This is a genomic window from Sphingomonas sp. P3_C5 (genome assembly GCF_056402635.1).
This window is the reverse complement of record NZ_JBFUHA010000008.1, coordinates 209456-229195: the sequence shown is the minus strand read 5'-3', so window position 1 is coordinate 229195 and position 19740 is coordinate 209456. Positions and strand designations below refer to the sequence as shown.

The following is a 19740-nucleotide window of genomic DNA, read 5'->3' as shown; positions in this document are numbered from 1 at the left end:
CCGTGCCGTCGCGGCACGCAGGAGAAGATACCATGAAATTGTTCACGCTGATCTCGGCAGGCCTTGTGGCTGTCGCCGCGATTGCGCCCGCCACCGCGAGCGCACAGATGCAGTCTAGCCACGAGCGGCACGACAAGCGCGTCGTCACGACGACGACCACCGTCAGGACCGACGATGGCCGGCGCGACGTACGGCCTGGCGAACGCCGCGGCTGGCGCGACCGTCATCGCACGCGTCGTGTGTGCAAGACCAAATGGCGCCATCATCATCGCGTTCGCGTCTGCCGCACCGTTCGCTGGTAAGACGGGCTTGATCATACCGCCCGGCCCCGCCATATGGCACGCGGGAGTCGGGCGGACGTGGTCGTCGCCAACCCGGTCAGATCCGGAAGGAAGCAGCCGCAACGATTTCGCCGCGGGTCGTTCCGGCTCCCACCGCCGCTTTCCACGAAAATTGGTCGATCTTCTGGCGTCGTGGCGAACGACCGCCTAGATGGATCGCAATGTCCGACTCCTTCGATCTCGGCGAACCGCCTCAGCCCGCCAAGGCTGAGGTCTATCGCGTCCTCGCCCGCAAATACCGGCCGCAGACCTTTGCGGAGCTGATCGGCCAGGATGCGATGGTGACGACGCTCGGCAACGCGATTCGGCGCGGGCGGCTGGCGCATGCCTTTTTGCTGACCGGCGTGCGCGGGGTGGGCAAGACCTCGACCGCGCGGCTGATCGCCAAGGCGCTCAACTGTATCGGCCCCGATGGCAATGGCGGCCCGACGATCGACCCTTGCGGCGTCTGCGAGCCCTGTGTCGCGATTTCCGAGGGCCGGCATATCGACGTGATCGAGATGGATGCGGCGAGCCATACCGGCGTCGACGATGTCCGCGAGATCATTGACGCCTCGCGCTATTCGGCTGTCTCGGCACGGTTCAAGATCTACATCATCGACGAAGTTCATATGCTGTCCAAGAACGCGTTCAACGCGCTGCTGAAGACGCTCGAAGAACCGCCGGCGCATGTGAAGTTCCTGTTCGCGACGACCGAGGTCAACAAGGTGCCGGTGACGGTGCTGTCACGGTGCCAGCGATTCGACCTGCGGCGCATTCCGGCGGAGAAGTTGGCCGAGCATTTCGCGCGGGTGTCCGAGGCAGAGGGCGTCGAGGCTGAGCCCGAGGCGCTGGCGCTGATTGCGCGCGCGGCTGAAGGCTCGGCGCGAGACGGGCTGTCAATCCTCGACCAGGCGATTGCGCATGCCGGGATCGAGGGCAGTGGCGTCCAGGCGGCGACGGTGCGCGACATGCTTGGCCTGTCGGATCGGGGGGCGATTCGCGATCTGCTCGGGCTGGTGCTCGCAGGCGATGGCCTGGGCGCGCTTGCGGCGCTCAGGCGGCAATATGATTTCGGCGTCGATCCGCTCGGCGTGCTGCGCTCGCTGCTCGAGACGGTGCACGGTATCACCTTGGTGAAGCTCGGCACAGCGCCGGAAATGGGACAAGCAGCCGAGGAGCGCGATGCGCTGGCCAGCTGGGCGGCATCGCTCTCCTTCGCGTCGCTGCATCGGTTGTGGCAATTGCTGCTCAAGGGCCATGACGAGGTCGCCCGCGCGGCGTTGCCGATCGAGGCCTGCGAAATGGCGCTGCTGCGGCTTATCCACGCATCCACCTTGCCGGATCCAGGCGAACTGGCCCGGATGATCGCCAATGGCGCGCCCGTCGCCGGGGCTGCGCTCACCGCACCGGCGTCGCGCGCGCAGGCGGTGCCGGTCGAGGCTTCGCTACCCAGCACGATCCGCGAGCTGGTCAGCTTTCTCGAAGACAAGGGCGAGCAGGGCCTTGCGGTGAAACTCACCCGCAGCGCCAGCGTCGTGCGTTTCGCCGCGCCCGAGCTGGTCCTGAGCTCGGCGCGGCCGCTTCCGGCTGACCTGATCCGCGAGCTGAACGCCGAACTGAAGCGGCTGACCGGGCGGCCCTGGAAGGTCACCGCCGAAGATACCCCGGGCGCGCCGACGATGCGTGAGGAAGAGGAAGCGAGCCGCAATGCGATGCGCGCCGCCATTCTTGAAACCCCGGTGGTGAAGGCAGCGTTTGAAGCCTTTCCCGATGCGGAATTTCCCGAAAGCGAACTCGACCGCCTGATGGCGGCACAACGGAGCACATCATGAATAGCCTCGAAGACATCATGGCCATGGCGCAGAACGTTCAGAACGAGCTGACCAAGGCGCAGGCCGGGCTCGACACCATCGAGGTCGAGGGAACGGCGGGCGGCGGCCTGGTGAAGGTAAAGGCGTCAGCCAAGGGGCGCATCATCGGCATCGATATCGATGACTCGCTGCTCGCAGCGAGCGAGAAGCAGATGCTCGAGGACCTGATCGTCGCAGCCTTCAACGACGCCAAGGCCAAGGCGGATGCGGCCTCCAGTGCAGAAATGTCCAAGATGACCAGCGGCTTGCCGCTGCCGCCTGGGTTCAAGCTGCCTTTCTGAAGCTCCGCATCAGCGCAAGCACCCGTCCCGCCCGTCATCGCGGACCACGCCGACGCCCTTGGTGAGGACATTGCCGTGACGCCGGGTAAAGCCCTGCGGGGCGATGACCGCGCGCTTCTTGGGCAGGGGCAGCACGGCTGCGATACGGCCTGCTTCGGATGGGCTGAGGCGTGAGGCGTCATGGCCGAAATAGCGCATCGAGCCGGCGTTGGCGCCGTAGGTGCCGATGCCGGTTTCGGCGACATTGAGATAAACCTCCATGATCCGCCGCTTCCCCCAGATCAACTCGATCAGGACGGTGAAATAGGCTTCGATGGCTTTACGCGGATATCCGCCACCTTGAATCAGGAAGACGTTTTTCGCGGTCTGCTGGCTGATCGTCGAGCCGCCATGGATACGGCCGCCACGGGCATTATTCAGATAGGCCTTTCCGAGCGCGGCGAAATCGAACCCGTGATGTTCGCAGAAGCGTGAGTCCTCGCCCGCGATCGCCGCGCGGGCCATGTTGGGGTCGATCTGCGAGATCGGCATCCACGCCTTTGAGATGCCGTGGCCGCTGACAACGTCGCCGAGCATGGTGAGGGTCACTGGTGGCGGTACGAAGCGGTACAGCACAACCATGAAGATCGAGATGATGAAGAAGGCGCCAATGGCCTTGAAGACCCAGCCGATCAGGCGGCGGAGGATGGAGCGGCGAGGGCGCATTGGGGCAACAGGCTCGGGTTCCAGTACGGGGCGGGTGGGAGGTACGGGCTTGGGCCCAAGCGGGACCGCGCCGGGAAACAGCGCGGCCGGGTTGACCCCGGGATCAGCTTGTGAGGTCGGCCCCCGCTCGTCGCTCATGGCATGCTTTTACGCAGAACGGCCGGAGCTGGTAAACCGGGATTGATCAGCCTGCGCACCAGCACCTGTCCCGATCACGGCCGCAGCCGCGGCGATGCCCGTTTCATAGGCGCCGTGCGCGGTGGAGAAGTGGGTCTTCGAGCAGGCCTCGCCGGCGAAGAACAGGCGGTTGTCGACCGGGGCGGCGAGCACAGCGCGCTGTGGCGCCGCGCCGACCTGGGCGTGTGAATAGGAGCCATGGATATGGGGCTCGGCGCGCCAGCGGGTGGCGGCGACGGGGGTGAGGCGGGCCAGCCAGTCGCTGCCGAGCAGAGCGACGAGCTCACCGACCGCGAAGTCTGCGGCCGCGCCTTCGCCGCCATGTTCGAGCGCCTCGGCGCAGTCGCCGCCAAAGAAGCATTCGATCACCGGCCAGCCGAACTGGCCGAGGCGATAGGCTGCGGTGCAGGCGATATGGGGGTTGCCGATGAGATGGCCGTTGCGGGGCAGCTCCTCGCCCGACACCTGGAGGAAGACCTTGTCGGCGAGGCCGAGCGGGAGCGCGGCGGCGGCCTCGTGCTTGGCGGGGAGGGGCGGATCGAACACCAGGCCCTCATCGGCGAGCACGGTCGTGGGGACGCAGATGATGACGTGGCGGGTCTCGAGGGTGCCGCGGCTGGTGTCGAGGCGGAGGGTGGGGCTGCGATGATCGATGCGGGTGACCTGCGTATCGAGCTGTACGGGCAGGCCCTGGGCGTGGCGGGCGATGAGGGTGCCATAGCCTTCGACGATCGACCAATTGTCCATGGTCGAGGCGTCCTCATAGGCGGCCCAGTCGTGGAGCGAGACGCGCCCGAGGGGGGCGCCGTTGGCGAAGCCGGAGATGGCGTCGATCATCGGGCGCCACGGGTCGGCTGGATCGATGAAGTCGGAGAGGGGGCGGTCCGGGCCGGGGAGAGCAGCGTGGGCTGCCTCTTCCCAGCGTTGCCATGCCTGTTGGGAGGCCTGTTGCTCCTCGGGCGGGAAGCCGAGGTTGCGCCACTGGGCGCGCCAATTGGGTGGGGTGCGGTCTATGGTGAAGCCGTAGCGCTCGGCGAGTTGGGTCCAGGGGTTGCGGCGGGCCGAGTGGAGCCAGCCGCAGCCGAGATCTAGCGGGTAGCCGCCGATGTGGACGCTGTGCGCCCGGCCGCCGATCCTCCCGCCCGCCTCCAACAGCAGGACGTCCAGCCCGGCTTCCAACAGACGCCGGGTGGCGGCGATGCCGGCGGCGCCGGCGCCGACGACGATAACGTCAGCGCCAGCCACCGAATTACGCCGCGACGAGCATCCGCTTGTCGCCGGCGAGGCGCATCATTGCCTTTTGCAGCTTCTCGAAGGCGCGGACCTCGATCTGGCGGACGCGCTCGCGCGACACGCCGTAGACCTGGCTGAGTTCCTCGAGCGTCTTGGGGTCGTCGGTCAGGCGACGCTCAGTGAGGATGTGCTTCTCGCGATCGTTGAGGTCGCTCATCGCGCTCTCGAGCATCTCGTGGCGCACATCGGCTTCCTGCGCGTCGGCGACGACAGCGTCCTGAAGGGGCGAATCGTCAGCGAGCCAATCCTGCCACTGGCCTTCGCCATCTTCACGCATCGGCACGTTGAGCGAGGTGTCCCCGCCCATCGACATGCGGCGGTTCATGCTCGTGACCTCGTCCTCGGTCACGCCGAGATCCTTGGCGATCTTGGCGAGATGCTCGGGCGAGAGATCGCCATCCTCGAACGCGTCGAGCTTGGACTTCATGCGGCGCAGGTTGAAGAACAGCTTCTTCTGGGCAGCGGTGGTGCCCATCTTCACGAGGCTCCACGAGCGCAGGATGAATTCCTGGATCGAGGCGCGGATCCACCACATCGCATAGGTGGCGAGACGGAAGCCGCGATCGGCCTCGAACTTCTTCACGCCCTGCATCAGGCCGATATTGCCCTCCGAGATGAGCTCGGACACGGGCAGGCCATAGCCGCGATAGCCCATGGCGATCTTCGCGACGAGGCGGAGATGCGAGGTAACGAGCTGCGCGGCCGCATCGGTGTCGCCATGCTCCTCGAAGCGCTTGGCGAGCATATATTCCTGCTCGGGCGCGAGGATCGGGAACTTCTTGATCTCGCTGAGATAGCGGTTGAGGCTTGCCTCTCCGCCAAGTGCAGGGATCGTCGCGGGGACGTTGCTGCGGTTTGCCATGATCAAATCTCCCTTATCCTTGGGCGTAGCCCCTGCTTGAGGCAGCATACGCGCATGAACCTATACGTAGAGTGTATCGAACAGTTCCTGCATGTCCGCCGGCATTTCGCTATCAAACGCCAAAGCGGTACTTGTTACAGGATGAATGAACCCGAGCCGGGCGGCGTGCAATGCCTGGCGCCGGAAATGCAAGGTTTCCAAAACCTGCCTATGGACTGGCTTTGTTCTACCATAAACCGGGTCTCCAAGCAAGGGATTTCCGAGTGAAGCCATGTGGACGCGCACCTGATGGGTGCGGCCGGTCTCCAGTCGGCACTCGACCAGGGCGGCCTCTTTGAGCCGCTCCAGGGTCTTGTAATGAGTCACCGCGCGCTTGCCGTTCCGCACGATCGCGATCTTCTTGCGGTTCGACGGTGAGCGCGCGAGCGGGGCGTCGACGGTGCCTTCGGAGGGCAACGGGCGGCCCGTGACGATCGCCTTGTAGCGCCGATCGATCGTATGATCGTGGAACTGGCGGGCCAGCCCCTCATGCGCGCGATCGGTCTTGGCGGCGACCATCAGGCCTGAGGTATCCTTGTCGATGCGGTGGACGATGCCCGGCCGCGCCACGCCGCCAATGCCCGACAGATTGCCGGCGCAGTGATGGAGCAGCGCGTTGACCAGGGTCCCGTCGAGATTGCCCGCAGCGGGATGGACGACGAGCCCGGCCTGTTTATCGATCACGATCAGATGATCATCCTCGAATATGATGTTGAGCGCGATATCCTGTGCTTCGTTATGCGCCGGCGTCGGAGCCGGGACGGCGACGGTATAGACGCTGCCGGCGACCGCCTTGCGGGCGGGATCGCGGGCGAGGGCGCCGCTTGCATCGCTGACCGCGCCGCTCGACATGAGCGCCTTGAGGCGTTCCCGCGAGAGGGTCGGCACCGCGTCCGCCAGCGCACGATCGAGACGCCAGCCACCGGCCTCGTTCGAGATGCGCGCTTCAAATGTGGTAACCCCCCGGTCCATGTTTTACGGATGTGGGAATGGGGTACAAAATTTCAAGCACTCTCCTGGACGGACTGCTAGCCGACGCAAAAAATGCCCCTGATCGCGAGGTTTGCGGGCTGTTGTATGGCTCAGGCGGGCGGATCGCGGAGGCGGAGGCTTGCGCGAATGTGGCGGCGGACCCGGCGCGGAGCTTCGAGGTAGACCCGGCGGCACTGTTCGCGGCGCATCGCCGCGCGCGGAGTGGTGGCCCGGCGATACTCGGCCATTATCATTCGCATCCGAGCGGCGCGGCGGTGCCCTCCGCGCGGGACGCGGCGCAGGCGATGGGGGACGGGGCGCTGTGGCTGATCCTCACGGCGCGGGAGGGGCGGTTGTGGCGGAGTGACCGGCCCGGGGTGTTCGAGGCGGTTGGGCTGGAGGTGGAGGGGCTTTGAGCGCCGCTGTTCATAAGGCGGCGTAGCGCAGGCGCTGGATGGGTTGAATCAAGCGCGCTTGTTGGGAATGTCATGAGGGTCCGCCGATATTTTCGCAACAGGACGGATGCCGAAAATACATTTTAAATGTTATATTTCAATATGTTAATAGGATGATGTGCCCCAAGGCAACTCGGTTGGAAATGTCATGTCGCCGTGGATCATATTATCCGGATAGATCGCCATGCCATGCGGAGCCCGATGCCGTCAGCGCGACATCCACGGCGCGGTGCTGCTGATCGGGGCCACGATCGACTTCATCCTGATGCGAACGCGCCGCGGCTCGTTCCCATTGCCCTGATCTCGCACCGCTGGCGTGCGGCGGCGATCCTGCTGTAGGCGGTCGCGATGTCGAAACGATTCTTGGCGCTGAGCGCCATCGCCGCTGCCTTTCTCTCGGGCTGTGTGAGCGTGCCGCCAGATTATGGCGTGATGGCCGCGGGCTGCCCGGCGATGACCGGGGCGGGGCCGATCACCACGACCAACCCGGTGTATATCGTTGCGACGGGCCTGCCCGATTGCCGGGGCGCGAACCCGGTGCTGACGATCGGGCGGGGCACGCCCATGCCGTTCGGCGCGCCGACGCCTTATGGCGGGCCGATCCGCTATGGCGTCGCGAGCGCGCCGGTGGCGGATGCGAAGGGCAAGGCGAAGCACGCCTGGGCGCTCGGGCTGGCCGAGGAGCGGGCGTGGCGGGTGCGGCTGGCGGCGGATGTCGCTGCCTCACGGGGCAAGCGGGTGCTGCTCTATGTCCATGGCTTCAACAACACGCCGGACGCGGTGCTGAAGCGGGCGGACGAAGTGAGTGCGGCGACCGGGTTCGACGGGCCGGTGATCGCGTTCCTCTGGCCCTCGCAGCGCGCGGTGACGAAATATACCTGGGATGAGGAGAATGAGCGCTGGACCCAGCCTTATCTCGACGCGCTGCTGGCCGAGCTCGCCGGAGTTTCGGACGATGTCGTGCTGGTCGCGCATTCGATGGGCAACAGGCTCGCGATCCATGCGCTGAGCGATCTGCAGCGCAGGCACCCGGCGCTGGCCGGGCATGTGCGCACGGTGGTGCTCGCCTCGCCCGATATCGACCGCGAGATGTTCGACCGCGACCTTGCCCGCGAGGTGGTGGCGCCGGGGCGGCGGGTGACGCTCTATGCATCGCGGCTGGACCGGGCGCTGCAATCGAGCTGGCTGGTGCACGGCGCGGCGCGGGCGGGCGATGCGAATTGCAGCTATGATCTGCGGCGCGGCCGGAAGACGGGGGCGAAACGCTGTTACCCGGCGGCGCGGCCGGGGCTCGATGTGGTGGACACGAGCGAGGTCTCCCGCGGCGTGGGGCATGCCGATTTCGTCGAGGCGCCGGAGGGCGCGGCTGACCTTTGCCATGTGGTGGCGGGGCTGGCGAACCCGAAGGGGCGGGCGAAGGGCGAGGGGGCGTTCGTGCTGGTGCGCGGGGTTGTGGAGCGGGGGGATTGTGCGGCTGGGGTGGGGCGGGTGGTGCGATAGGGCCGGTGGCGGCTCAGATTGCCGAGATCGATGCAATGAATCAGAAATTTCGTTGCATCAGGAATCACTTATTTCAATATCTTAGCCAGCGATCCTTTTTGGCCTGCTCAATACCATTATTGGTAAGGGAAATGGCCGCTTTATGTCGACCGAAGCTATCCCTACGTTGAAATAGCAACTTCGGGTACAATGCTGCCGAGATGGTTATATCCAAGTCAGAAGGCGTGACTCCCACCGAACGGCTGCTCGCAGGATTATGTGATCAGACGTTCTTGCGGCTTTGGAGCTACCCCAACCCCTGTCGTGATGACGGAAAAGAACTGTGCGACCTCATTGTCGTCTTTGAGAATGATGTGCTGATTTTTTTCGACAGGGAGAATCGCAGGTTTGATGACAACCCCTCGAATATGGGTTTGGCGTGGAAGCGTTGGCGGAAAGAAGTTATAGATAAGCAAGTAGCAACCGCTCATGGCGCAGAGCGGTATATCAGGGCTGGCCGATCAATATATCTGGATAGCAAGAAGGCTCAGCCATTTCCTATTCCCATTGATCACGGCAAGGCACGCTTTCACAAGATCATCGTAGCACATGGAGCTAGGGAAGCTTGTAAAGCTTCCTCCTCGAAGAACGTATCGGGAAGCTTGGCGATTTGCTACCAGCCAATGAGCGCGGGGATATTTGATCAGCCTTTCTTTGTGGAAGTTGATCGAGAGAATCCTGTCCATGTTCTCGATACTGAAAACTTAGAAATCGCCTTAAACGAACTCGATACGATTTTCGATTTTACGGCTTACCTGGATGCGAAGATTGAAGCGATTCAACGCCATCAGTGTCTTACATATTGCGGTGAAGAGGACGTAATTGCGCATTATTTCTTAAATTTCGATGATACCAAAAATCGTCATATGATCGGAGCGCACGATCACTTTGACAGCGTTCACATAGGCGAGGGGGAATGGGCGGATTTTGAGCAGAGCGAACCGTATTTGCGACGCAAGGAAGCCAATAAAAGTTCATATTTTTGGGATCGTCTGCTTCAGATTACCTCAACCAATGCACTTAAAGGCACTTTAGGAGGAAACAGTCAGCCGTTCCACGGCAAAAGTGCGCTTCATTTCATGGCAATGGAGCCTCGCTTTTCTCGGCGCGGCTTATCCGACCATATGCTCCAGTCGATAAGGAATTTTCCCGAAACCGACGCCCCCCTTGTTCGCAACGTGTCGCTGATGCCCTCTTTCTATGAAGGCACCGTCTATGTATTTTTGCAGCTCAAGGCATTGGGTCAGGCGCGCACCTTCGAAGAGCGTCGAGAAGTTCGAACAAGTATGCTTGAGGTAGCATGTGCGGCCGCGAAGCTAAAATTTCCTGATATTAGGCGAGTTATAGGCATTGCAATCGATGCGCCTAAGTTCGCTAGAGAAAGCAATTCAGAGGATATGCTCCTGATGGAGTTTGAGGATTGGAATGCTGAACGGAAAGCCTATTATGAAGAGGCAAATAAGGAACTGAGGTTCTTTTTCACTCCACAGATGCAGATGACCAATCGCACGGTTTCAGAATTCCCGCGCCTTCCGGCGGGAGCGACCCGGACTTCAAAACGCGTCAAGGTTGGACGAAACGACCTGTGTCCATGCGGGTCAGGTCGAAAATCAAAAAGATGCTGTGGTCGCTAGATCGACCTCGTACTCCGCCGTCTAAAAAACCGGTGCCGCGCGCGATGCGATAGCCGCACCAATCGATAGAGGCCTGGGCGTTATCAGGATTTCGCGGGTTGACCGCGAGAGATGCTCAAAAATGCGACTAGCTCAGCGCACACGTTTGGGCGGCTTCACTTTCGTCACTGCATCCATCGTCTCGCGTTCTGTCATGAAGAAATATTCGCCGGACGCGAGCGCGGTTGCGTTGGCGAGGGCCCATTCGAGTGCGGCCGCCTCGCGGGCCAAAGCTTCGTCCTGGCTCGGCCACCGTTGGGTCGCCAGCATCCGGAAGCGCAGTCCAAAGATCTTCGCAAAATGATGATCATTCAGATCTCGCAGGCGGCGGTCTGTGTCACCTGACACGCCTATCTTCACTAGCCTGGTCCCGGCGGGCGCCGGGGTTTTAGCCAGCAGATCCGCATCCTCGCACACCGCAAGATAGGTGGTGTGCATGGGTTCTCGAAGCGCATAGGCCACTTGTCGCATCTCGTGGCCATAGACGGCAACCTCGCGGAGCGGGTATTGCCGGATCAGACGCTTCTCCTCCTCTGTCAATTCAACTATGCCGCGCGTCGCTTCCCATGACGTTGAGCGTGCATGCGGAAGCGCTTCGCGGGTCCAGGGCGGGCTGACGAACTCCCATGCCCGGCTGTTCGCAAGGCCGAATTGCCAGCGTGCCCTGCCCCATAGCTCCAGCATATCCCTCACCGCTTCGGGCGCTATATGGGTATCGTGAGCAGCTTTCTCTGGTTGAACCTCGACTATACCGAGAACGCGCGCCACGTCCTCCGGCGCGATCGTGAACCTGCCGTCCTTCCCTTCAATCGCTTCGGCGTGCTGGCTGCAGAAATAGACGATGTAGATCGGCCTGCCACCCATCTGCTCAAGAATCTGATCGCGTGTTGCTTCATGGGTGAACCCAGTCATACCCCATTCCAGGGGGTCGAAGCCCCAGGTGCGGGTGGCGTAGATGCGGCTGAAGTCGATTTCGGGCGCAATCGGCTGCTCAAACGCTAGCGCGGCTACCGACGCCCAGTCGAACTCGAACACGCTTTGTTGCTCTGCTTCAATGTCAATCGGTCCATAGACTTGGCGAATGAACTCGACCGCACCTTCGGGCGGGCGGCGTGTACCGGCGATGCAGAGGATCGACGTCAGGCACGGCAGTCCTTGATCGTGCGTATAGTTGAGCACTTCCCAGAGATGCTTGCCTAAGCCACGACCTTGCGGGTGGGACCAGCTGACCGCGCGTGCCAGTTCAGGATAGGTCGTGCGCTGACGACCCAGGGCCTGAATGGCCAAGAGGCGCGCGATGTCCCTCTGGAAAGCGGTGATCATCTTTGACGATTGTCCGATATCAGCTCGGCAACGGCGAAGGGCATAAGACCATCTAATTGCTCGAGGCTCACTGCGCTTGCACAGTAAAATGCACTGTCGCCGAATTCGTCGCCGAAATTCCGGGCATTCAGGATTTATTCGCCTCCCAGCGGTTCATATGGGTAAATTGCATCCGCGCTTCCTTTGAGGAATCGACCGGTGGTGGGAAGGAGAGCAAGCGCCACACGCGTCGCCGGATCCAGATTGAGCAGTATTCCATTCATCCCGGCACGCTCTCGGATCCGCGAAGGCGTCGGCGGTATCATATCTTCTAGTAATTCCTTGATTATCCCATCCAGCCGTTCGAGACCCAACGCGGAAGGGAGGACGTGTCGTTCGATCACCTCCAACAGGAGACGGTTAAAGCGGCCGCGATCCCTCGCTGTCACTCCAGCAGCAGTGAGCTGAAGCCGACCCTGCGGTTCGACGACCCAGCGGACCCTCCTTAAGAATTTCAGATAATCGGTAATGCGCGCGTCGGACACCGTTCGCGCAGTCCCCGTATCCAGCACGAAGGCTGGGTGATCGCGGACGGCGGCCATTAGCCCCGCAACTTCACCCCGATCATGGATGAGCGTGAGCAGTTCGAACGTTCGACCGTATACTGTCCTGGATGACGCGATCGGACTGAAACCTTCCGTCACGACCGGCGGTGCCTCTATGATGACTCTAGCGCCCATCTCGCCCGCAGCAACGGGCTGCTGTAGAGGTTCACCCGCGGCGCTAACGATGCGCCGAGTCGCGTCTTGGAAGAGCTTGGCATAGGTCACGCCACCCGCTCGGCGATCGATGCGTTGGTCCTTGCCGCGAAGCGGTGCCTCCAATGCTCGCAGCAGCGCGTCGGAGAAGTCGGCATTGTAGGCCCAAGATTCACCCGTCGCCATCATGGCGTAGCTCCGGTCGCGGATCGGATCGAGAATCGGGACGGCCCGTCCCACGTGACAGGTGTCGAGTATCAGGATCACCGCACCGCAGGGGATGCGAGCGATCGTCTCGAAAAGCTGCGACAAGGGCAGCGTGGTGTCTTCGCCGTCCTCCACCTTCAAGATGAGCTCAAGATCCTCGGCTCCACGGCTAACGCTATGACCGAGAAAGTGGAAGACGACCTCCGTGTCATGCGTGACACGTCGATAGTCGGCTAATTCCGCAAGCAGCTGACCCCGGGAAGGGTTTAACTTCGGAACCGGCATATCCTCTCGATTCGAAAGGCTTCGGAATCCAAAAGTGTCCGCGTTGAAGATCTTGGTCCAACGATCCGTGATAGAGCGGACGCGCTGCTGAGAGGGCTTGTCACGTCCTCTCGCCTGCCAACCTCCGACGACGACAGCGCGGCGATCAACCATTATGAACCGTCAGATCCATCCAGAGCTCCCTGGATGACCGCTTCGGTCGCCGGAAGGATCAGCTCCTTCGCGAGACCCTTGATGCGGACTTGCAGCTTTGTTTGCTTCTCATCGCCCTTATCTTCGGTCGAACGACGTGCGACCCTCACAAGCTCATTGATTCCGAAAACCGCGGCCTTAGCGTAGATTTTAATCATGCCCGGCTCGCCCGCGAGATGGAGAAGCCAGTGGATGACAGCTAAATCGCCTTGCGCCCCCGCTGGAGGGGCAACTTCGGCGGCTACCGGTTTCGTTACCTTGGCAGACACAGCGATCTTGTCCAGCTCGGCCTGAATGTTCTCTCTCAGCGCCCGCATGTCGACGCCGCGGGCTGCGACACCTTGCGAGTCGAGCTCGATTTGCAATTCCACCTAGAACCTCCGCAGCAATGAACACACATGCTAGAGCATGAACGCCCGGCGACAATGACAATAAGGTCCAAGATGGCGAGATCCGACTGCGAATGCTATTCCGGCCCATGGCCTTCGGCGTTTTCATCCATCGCTCCGACTCGATCTACGACGACAGCCCCGCTGAGCGTTATCAGTTCCCCAGCATGTATCTCGGCCGCGCCGAACCCTTTATCGGCGATTGGATCCTCTACTACGAGCCCCGCAAGGTTGCCGAGACGCGCGGCTATTTCGCTGTCGCCAAGATCCAGCACATCCTTCCCGATCCAAGCGCGCCGGGGATGTATCTCGCGCTGATCGAAGCTGGCAGCTATCTCGATTTCCCCAACCCGGTGCCGTTCAGCGATGCCGAGGGCCCGATCGAGCGCGGTTTGTTGAATGAGGCCGGGGTGATCTCCGGTCGCGCGCAATCGGCGGTTCGGCCGATTTCGCCTGCCGACTTCAATCGGATCGTCGAACAGGGTCTGGCGGGGGACGACACCCTGTTGCCGCGCGTCGATGATCCTGTGCTCGACAATCTTGTGCAGGAGGAGCGATCACCCTTTGCGTTCGAGCAGGAGCGGGATCGCGTCGGCTATTTCGGGTCGCGCATCGTTCGGGACCGGATCTTTCGCCGTGTCGTGCTGCGCGCTTATGATGCGCGGTGTGCGATCACCGGGTTGAAGCTGATCAACGGCGGCGGGCGGGCTGAAGTTCAGGCGGCGCATATTCGGCCGGTCGAGGCGAGCGGGCCGGATATCATCAACAACGGCCTCGCGCTTTCAGGCACCGTGCACTGGATGTTCGACCGGGGGCTGATCAGCCTGGCGGATGACCTGCAGATTCTGGTTTCGCGGCAGATCAATGATCCTGAGGGGGTGCGGGGGATGATCAACAAGAGTGGTTATGCCCTGCCCCCGGTGCGGGCGGCGGATCGGCCGCATCCGCATTTTCTGGAGTGGCATCGGGAGCATTGCTTCAAGGTGTGAGCTGCCTCACCGGCAGCTCATGCGGCCCGATGGACCCCGGAACTAGTCCGGGGTGACGGTGGGTTTGGGGGCGCTATCGGATCGGTGCCAACCGTCGCTCCCGATTGCCGGTATCCTACGGATCGTGCGCTAGCGTTCGACCCGCATGGTCGCAACCGGCCTCGTCTCGTCTTCCTCGTTCCGGTTCCGGCCGGTCTGGAAAGAGAGGTCGAGGTCGACCAGCTCCTGCGCCTCGCTCGGGCGCGCGAAGTTGCGCTGGAGGCGGATGAGCACATGGCCGGGACCGTTGGGGTTGATGCGGTCTGCGTCATAGCCGTTGATGCGCACGCGATACGGGCCGGCGGGGGCGCGATGGACGGCGTATTCCTCCGGTCCATAGCCATCGGTCATGTCGTTGGAGATCTGTCCGCCCGCGCTGCTCAGTTTGTTCGAGTACATGACACGCTCGCCATTGGGCTCGTCGACCCACAGATCGATGTCGGCATCGTCGGCGGTCCATTCGATCACGATGCGCGCGTCAGTGTCGGTCAGGCCGACGAGCCGGCGGTCGAGCGCCCAATGCCCGCCCGCCGCCTGGATTTGCGGAATGAGCGCGTTCGCCTCCATCAGGGCGACCACCTCGAACCCGTCAAAGTCGCTGGACGCCGGGTTGAGCGCTGCGTCGACGAGGAGCTGGAAGGCGCGCTCCAGGTCGGCGCGGCCGGCCCGGCCCGCAGCACGCCCGCGCGCCGCGAGTGCCAAAGCGAGGTCGCGACTGGGCTGGGGCCGGAACTGAACATTGGCGGCGGCGAGATGCTCGGTGAGCTCGACCGCGCGGGCGAAGGCGCGGTCGCGCTCGAGCCGGAAGGCGACGATCTGGCGCGTTTCGTCGTCGCTGGTCGGGAGCTCCAGCGCGGAAAGGAGAAGGAGCGAGGCAGTGGCCGCATCGCCCTTGAGCCGGAACCACTCGGCGGTGTCGAGATAGAAGGTCGGGACGGAACCGAACTGGCGTTCCTGCTCTGCCAGCACGGCCAGCCGCCTGGCGGGCCCAGCAGCGTCAAGCGCGACGATATAGGGCCGCTTGGCGATCAGGTCTGCCATGTCGAGCTTGATGGCAGCCGGGGGCGGCTCGTGTGTGGGCAGCGGCAGGTCGCGCCGAGCGCCGGTGACGACGAGGTCTGCGGTACCATCGTCGTCGGCAGCGATGCGCTGGAGGGGCGCCGCTGCGATCGACGGCGGTGTCAGGGCCGGCGGCTGGCCCGGCTCGGGCGGTGGAGGCGGGGGCGGCGGAGGTGGAGGTGGCGGCGGCGCAGATGGCCCCCCCTCGTCGAGGCCCGCGCGCTTCACCTGGGCACGGGTGAGCGGCGCGAAGCGCTTGCTCCACCAGTCCCGGCGGTCGCGCCATTGTTTGACCACGAAGGCGAGCCGCTCTTGCCGAGAGTCTCGACTCTCCTTGTCCTGGTCGCGCTTGGCCTCGCGATATTGCGCCAGCCATTCCTTGTCGAAGCCCGCCGGCGGGGTCAGGTCCGCGCGTAGATATTGGTCGGGGCGCTCCAGCACCAGGAACGACATGCCCGGACCGGCGACCTGGTAGCGCCGCGCGGTTTCCGCCATCGCTGCGTGCCGGGCGGGGTCGTCGGCGAGCTCCGCCACGCGGCCTGCAGCCCAGAGCGCGGCCGGCGCTTCGGCCGCGACCGACGTGCCGGCCGGCGCGTAGTGCCGCTCGTGGCCGTTGCTCAGGCGCACGGTGACGCCGCCCGCCGGCATCGGCCCGACGATCAGCCACCGGCCTCCGCCTGCCGGCAGCGCGCGCGTGTCGATCCGCTGTCCGGCAGCATCGCGGACCGATATGGGAGCGGCCTCGCGCGCGGCGAGGGTGGCAACCGCCCCGGCCTCGCCGCCCGCGGCCAATCGCACGACAGTGCCGCCCGTGTGCTGCGTCAGTCGGCCGAGCCGCGCGCCGTCACTCCCGGACGCGGCGGTGAGCGCAACGAGTCGGCAATCGGGTGCAAAGGCCGCCCCACGGTCGATCGTGACGTTTCCGTCGAACACCAGCACGCATTGGCTGGCCGCGGGCAGCGCCAGCGCGTCGAGTCCGGCGAGCGAGGTGCCGCCACGATAGGTGACGCGGGCGAGCGCCGCCCTGAGCGCTGCGACGTTGCCCAGCGTCGCGACTTGCGGCCGGTCGCTCGCGAAGGTGACGAGGTCGATCGCTGCGGGCGCTGTCCGTTCGGCGAGGCGCGCCAGCACTTCGACCTCCAGATCAGTGCGGTCGCTGCCGTGCGAGAGCGAGCGGTCCCAGTAGATGCGCAGCCGGCCACCGCGCGACGGCGGCTTCGGCTCGCCCGCCGCCCCGTCGCTGATCACGAAAAAGGCCTGCCCGCTCGGATGGCGCGCGACGACCAGCGGCCCTGCCAGCGTGCCGCCCGTGACGGTCAGCCCCTCGCGGATCGCCGCCTTGCCAAGCACTGCCTGCCCGCGCCAGCCGCCGCCGCTCCGCGCCAGGCCAAGCTGCTGGCTGGCAAAGCGGACGGCGGGCGCGGCGGCATAGCCGTCGGCGGTAACGTTCACCGTCACCCGCCCGATCGCGGCATCGCGGGCGAACGGCAGGACAAGGCCGACGGCCGGATCGAACGCGGCCACGAAAGTGAGGCGGAAGCGGCGAGGATGTTCGGAATCGATCGGGAAGATGCGCGTCGTGAATCGGTTTCCGACGATCTCCGCCAGCCCCGGATCGATTCCCTGACGCACCTCGTCCTCATAGACGTTACGCGCCTTGGGCGCCTCGAGCAGCTGGCCGGGGATCATCTTGCCGCCGACGTCGAGCGCATAGCCGGTGACGACCGCGTCGGCCGGAAGCGTGAGCGCGAGGTTCGCCTCATAGCTGTCGGCGTCGTCCGAGCCGATCAGCATCTCCACTGTGACGTCGGCGGTGCGGCCGACGAGGTGCGCGCGGACGTCGAGCGCATCGATGCGGAGATGGGCCGCGGGCCCGTCGTCACGCCGGATACCGCGCTCGGCCTCGGTCAGAGTTGGGTTGCTCTGCGCCCAGGCAGCAGAAGACAGGGTGACGATGGCGACCGCCAGTACCAAAAAACGCGACACCGCCTTCTCCCCTTTGCCCGTCGGCGAGAGTGGCAAGCTTTGCGCTCGGGAGCAACCGGGCGTGCGGTCGCGGCTCAGAGCGGGCGCTCGAAGGACGTGGCGGACTGAGCGCGGTTAGTTCCGGGCGGCCGAAGAGGCGGTGTCAATTTTGAAGCGCACCCGAAGTCCAGGATGTGAATGACACATCCTCAGACCGACAGCTTCGCATCCCCCTCGAGCACCCGCTGCTCCAGCTTCGGCGGCGTGCCCGGCCGCCACAGGCGTGCCTGGTGCGATACGCGGTAGCGCAGCGGGCCGCCGTCCGGCGTGGTGGCGCGGGTGACGGGGCGGACGATGCAGACGAATTCGGTTTCGATCGCATCGGGTCCGGCGGTGACCACTGCATAGCCGTGCCCGGCCATGTCGACGAATTCGAGATGCGGCGCGACGTCCGGATTGGTCAGCGCGCGGGCCTTGGCGATGTCGCCGCTCGCCGCATATTCGAGCGCCGCACGCACCCCGCGCTTGATCGTCAGGTTGATCGTGTGCTCGGGCTCCGCCCCCGGTGTTTTCCGCACGTACAGCGGGCGCGTGGGGGATTCCTTGAAATATTCTGCGGCTTCGCCCAGGCCGGGCGCTGAGATCGAGCCGGTGATGAAGCTGAGCCCTACGGGCGCGAACCCGGCGGGCGGCAGCGCCGGCGCAGCATAGCCGGCCCAGAAGCTGTGGCGATCGCCCGAGACGGTGACGAAGCCCGATACCTTGTGATCTCGGACGGTGTTGTAGATCTCGGCGCGCTCGTTGAACGCCCCACTGAAATCGCCGCTGCCGAAGGTTCCATAATCTTTGCCCATCCAGGTTGCCTTGATGAGGCCGGCGGGCAGGTTCTGCGGATCGGTCCGCATGTCGAGCGTGCCGTTGGTCGCGCCCCAGATCTTCCAGGTTGCGGTGGACCTCGTCAGGCGCTGCTTGAGCCACGCCTTCTGCTCGCGACCGAGCGCGCTGTAGGGGGGCTCGTCCTTGCGGAAATTGGGGATGGTCTTGTCGCCGATCGAGATGGTCGCGGGGGGATTGCCGCCGGCGTAATCCTTTCCGCCGTCGACGATCTCCATCCACTCCTGCGGGAGGACCGGATAGTCTCCGGAATCGAGCGCCGCCGCCTCGGGCCGGTCGTTCGGGTCAGCCGCCTTGTAGCTGTGCAGATCGGTCAGGATCAGGTCGACATGCCGGCCGTAGCGCAGGGCGCGATACGACGTCATGCTGTGCACGGCGGTGCGGTTGTTGGGCTCGGTGCCGAAGCCATGATCGTCGAACGTCTCGATCGGCGCCTTCGTAACCACGGGCGGGCGGAACTGGTCGAGCCCGACGCCGGATGACTTACGGACACGCGACGGGATATATTCCCACCAGGCCTGATTGGCGGCGACGCGGAGCGGCTGCGCCGGCTCGACCTTGCCGCCATATTTGATGAAGCTCTGCCAACCCTGCCACGAGAATTCGTGATTGTCGCCGATGCACACGAAGGGGAAATGCGCCCGTGCGTCCTGTATGTCGGGATCGTTGATATGCGCGCGGTAGACGTGGCGGTATCCGGCCAGATTGGTCGGCACGTAGAAATTGCTGACTTTGCGCCCGTCCGGGATGCGGCCGAGATCATAGACAGTGCGCGCATAGCGATGCGGCACTTCTTCCGGATATTCGACGAGTTCATAGATGAAGTCGCCGAGATGGAGCACGAAGCCGAGCTTGCGGTCGGCGGGGGCGTGCTCGTCCTCCCAGATCATCCGGCGATAGGCGTTCTGCGCGCCTTCGTTGACGCTGTTGCACGAGACGAAGGCGAAGCGGACGGGGCGGCGATCGGTGGCGCGCGGGGCGGTGATCGTGCGCCCGACGCGGCTGCCGATGCCGGTGTCATCCGTGAAGCGGTACCAGTAGGTGGTGGCCGGCAAGAGGCCGCCGACAAGCGCGCGGCAGGTCCAGTCGGCCGCCGCAAGCACCGGCACGCGTGCGGTGGCGACGACGCGGCGGAAATGCGCGTCGCGCGCGACCTCCACTGTCAGCGTGTGGCGTTCGCCTTGGTCGAAGGGGCGCCTGGTCCACAATATGATGCTGTGCTCGTCCGGATCGCCGGACGCGACGCCCTGCGGATAGAGGGCGCGGTTCTCGTGCCAGGTGATCCGCGACGGCATGGCCGCTGATCGCGTCGCCCAGATGCCGGTGACTCCGAGAGCCGTGGCGCCTGCCAGAAACTGCCGTCGATCCATGTCGCGCTCCCGGGGGTTATCGATGGCGATAGTCTCGTGGCGATGGCGCGAGGTCAAGGTAAGTGGCGGTCCTTGTAAACGCCTCTTATGATGTAGAAAAT

General features: G+C 64.1%; 16 protein-coding genes and 1 other RNA gene. 8 read left to right on the top strand and 9 right to left on the bottom strand.

Annotated elements, in window-relative coordinates:
* Positions 1–32 precede the first annotated feature (32 nt).
* The 4 genes from AC1DVS_RS19760 (at position 33) to AC1DVS_RS19745 (ending at position 2475) form a co-directional block, all read left to right on the top strand.
* Positions 33–302, top strand: a complete 270-nt coding sequence (locus tag AC1DVS_RS19760) for a hypothetical protein (RefSeq protein WP_478025630.1) — start codon at positions 33–35, stop codon at positions 300–302.
* 39 nt (positions 303–341) lie between these two features.
* An RNA gene (ffs, locus tag AC1DVS_RS19755) (signal recognition particle sRNA small type) lies at positions 342–439 on the top strand.
* A 63-nt stretch (positions 440–502) separates the two neighbouring features.
* On the top strand, positions 503–2155 hold the full coding sequence (locus tag AC1DVS_RS19750; protein ID WP_478025629.1) for a DNA polymerase III subunit gamma/tau: 1653 nt from the start codon (positions 503–505) through the stop codon (positions 2153–2155).
* Positions 2152–2475 (top strand): YbaB/EbfC family nucleoid-associated protein, encoded by a 324-nt coding sequence (locus tag AC1DVS_RS19745; protein WP_478025628.1) that lies wholly within the window; start codon positions 2152–2154, stop codon positions 2473–2475. Before AC1DVS_RS19750 ends, AC1DVS_RS19745 begins: the two co-directional genes overlap by 4 nt.
* 9 nt (positions 2476–2484) lie before the next feature.
* On the opposite strand, the gene mtgA is transcribed toward AC1DVS_RS19745, so the two are convergent.
* The 4 genes from mtgA to AC1DVS_RS19725 form a co-directional block, all read right to left on the bottom strand.
* Positions 2485–3180, bottom strand: coding sequence for a monofunctional biosynthetic peptidoglycan transglycosylase (gene mtgA, locus AC1DVS_RS19740; protein ID WP_478025720.1), 696 nt, complete (start codon positions 3178–3180; stop codon positions 2485–2487).
* A gap of 147 nt (positions 3181–3327) precedes the next feature.
* Positions 3328–4602: a flavin monoamine oxidase family protein gene (locus AC1DVS_RS19735; protein WP_478025627.1), complete on the bottom strand. Its 1275-nt coding sequence runs from the start codon at positions 4600–4602 to the stop codon at positions 3328–3330.
* 4 nt (positions 4603–4606) lie between these two features.
* Positions 4607–5512 (bottom strand): RNA polymerase sigma factor RpoH, encoded by a 906-nt coding sequence (gene rpoH, locus AC1DVS_RS19730; RefSeq protein WP_478025626.1) that lies wholly within the window; start codon positions 5510–5512, stop codon positions 4607–4609.
* A 60-nt stretch (positions 5513–5572) separates the two neighbouring features.
* Positions 5573–6523 (bottom strand): RluA family pseudouridine synthase, encoded by a 951-nt coding sequence (locus AC1DVS_RS19725; protein WP_478025625.1) that lies wholly within the window; start codon positions 6521–6523, stop codon positions 5573–5575.
* A gap of 17 nt (positions 6524–6540) precedes the next feature.
* Between AC1DVS_RS19725 and AC1DVS_RS19720 the strand changes: the two genes are divergently transcribed.
* From AC1DVS_RS19720 to AC1DVS_RS19710, 3 genes are all read left to right on the top strand, one after another.
* Positions 6541–6939, top strand: a complete 399-nt coding sequence (locus AC1DVS_RS19720; protein ID WP_478025624.1) for a M67 family metallopeptidase — start codon at positions 6541–6543, stop codon at positions 6937–6939.
* Positions 6940–7326: 387 nt separating this feature from the next.
* Positions 7327–8478, top strand: a complete 1152-nt coding sequence (locus tag AC1DVS_RS19715) for an alpha/beta hydrolase (protein ID WP_478025623.1) — start codon at positions 7327–7329, stop codon at positions 8476–8478.
* A gap of 200 nt (positions 8479–8678) precedes the next feature.
* Positions 8679–10151 (top strand): YecA family protein, encoded by a 1473-nt coding sequence (locus AC1DVS_RS19710; RefSeq protein WP_478025622.1) that lies wholly within the window; start codon positions 8679–8681, stop codon positions 10149–10151.
* 132 nt (positions 10152–10283) lie between these two features.
* Here the strand turns inward: AC1DVS_RS19710 and AC1DVS_RS19705 are convergent, their stop codons facing one another.
* From AC1DVS_RS19705 to AC1DVS_RS19695, 3 genes are all read right to left on the bottom strand, one after another.
* A complete protein-coding gene (locus AC1DVS_RS19705) occupies positions 10284–11513 on the bottom strand; it encodes a hypothetical protein (RefSeq protein WP_478025621.1) in 1230 nt (409 codons plus the stop codon).
* A 134-nt stretch (positions 11514–11647) separates the two neighbouring features.
* Positions 11648–12895, bottom strand: a complete 1248-nt coding sequence (locus AC1DVS_RS19700) for a hypothetical protein (protein WP_478025620.1) — start codon at positions 12893–12895, stop codon at positions 11648–11650.
* The gene (locus AC1DVS_RS19695) at positions 12895–13305 is read right to left on the bottom strand and encodes a hypothetical protein (RefSeq protein WP_478025619.1); all 411 of its coding nucleotides are present in this window, start codon (positions 13303–13305) and stop codon (positions 12895–12897) included. The genes AC1DVS_RS19700 and AC1DVS_RS19695 overlap by 1 nt, the downstream gene beginning before the upstream one ends.
* A gap of 107 nt (positions 13306–13412) precedes the next feature.
* Between AC1DVS_RS19695 and AC1DVS_RS19690 the strand changes: the two genes are divergently transcribed.
* Positions 13413–14312, top strand: coding sequence for an HNH endonuclease (locus AC1DVS_RS19690; protein ID WP_478025618.1), 900 nt, complete (start codon positions 13413–13415; stop codon positions 14310–14312).
* 129 nt (positions 14313–14441) lie between these two features.
* Here the strand turns inward: AC1DVS_RS19690 and AC1DVS_RS19685 are convergent, their stop codons facing one another.
* Positions 14442–17396 (bottom strand): VIT domain-containing protein, encoded by a 2955-nt coding sequence (locus tag AC1DVS_RS19685; protein WP_478025617.1) that lies wholly within the window; start codon positions 17394–17396, stop codon positions 14442–14444.
* A gap of 188 nt (positions 17397–17584) precedes the next feature.
* Positions 17585–19639 (bottom strand): alkaline phosphatase D family protein, encoded by a 2055-nt coding sequence (locus AC1DVS_RS19680; protein ID WP_478025616.1) that lies wholly within the window; start codon positions 19637–19639, stop codon positions 17585–17587.
* Positions 19640–19740: the final 101 nt, after the last annotated feature.

Excerpts from the sequence above, each read along its gene's own strand:
- mtgA (WP_478025720.1), bottom strand. The coding sequence starts at position 3,180 with ATGCGCCCTCGCCGCTCCATCCTCCGCCGCCTGATCGGCTGGGTCTTC.
- AC1DVS_RS19725 (WP_478025625.1), bottom strand. The coding sequence starts at position 6,523 with ATGGACCGGGGGGTTACCACATTTGAAGCGCGCATCTCGAACGAGGCC.
- AC1DVS_RS19760 (WP_478025630.1), top strand. The coding sequence starts at position 33 with ATGAAATTGTTCACGCTGATCTCGGCAGGCCTTGTGGCTGTCGCCGCG.
- AC1DVS_RS19705 (WP_478025621.1), bottom strand. The coding sequence starts at position 11,513 with ATGATCACCGCTTTCCAGAGGGACATCGCGCGCCTCTTGGCCATTCAG.
- AC1DVS_RS19680 (WP_478025616.1), bottom strand. The coding sequence starts at position 19,639 with ATGGATCGACGGCAGTTTCTGGCAGGCGCCACGGCTCTCGGAGTCACC.
- AC1DVS_RS19750 (WP_478025629.1), top strand. The coding sequence starts at position 503 with ATGTCCGACTCCTTCGATCTCGGCGAACCGCCTCAGCCCGCCAAGGCT.
- rpoH (WP_478025626.1), bottom strand. The coding sequence starts at position 5,512 with ATGGCAAACCGCAGCAACGTCCCCGCGACGATCCCTGCACTTGGCGGA.
- AC1DVS_RS19700 (WP_478025620.1), bottom strand. The coding sequence starts at position 12,895 with ATGGTTGATCGCCGCGCTGTCGTCGTCGGAGGTTGGCAGGCGAGAGGA.
- AC1DVS_RS19690 (WP_478025618.1), top strand. The coding sequence starts at position 13,413 with ATGGCCTTCGGCGTTTTCATCCATCGCTCCGACTCGATCTACGACGAC.
- AC1DVS_RS19710 (WP_478025622.1), top strand. The coding sequence starts at position 8,679 with ATGGTTATATCCAAGTCAGAAGGCGTGACTCCCACCGAACGGCTGCTC.
- AC1DVS_RS19745 (WP_478025628.1), top strand. The coding sequence starts at position 2,152 with ATGAATAGCCTCGAAGACATCATGGCCATGGCGCAGAACGTTCAGAAC.
- AC1DVS_RS19720 (WP_478025624.1), top strand. The coding sequence starts at position 6,541 with ATGGGGTACAAAATTTCAAGCACTCTCCTGGACGGACTGCTAGCCGAC.
- AC1DVS_RS19715 (WP_478025623.1), top strand. The coding sequence starts at position 7,327 with ATGTCGAAACGATTCTTGGCGCTGAGCGCCATCGCCGCTGCCTTTCTC.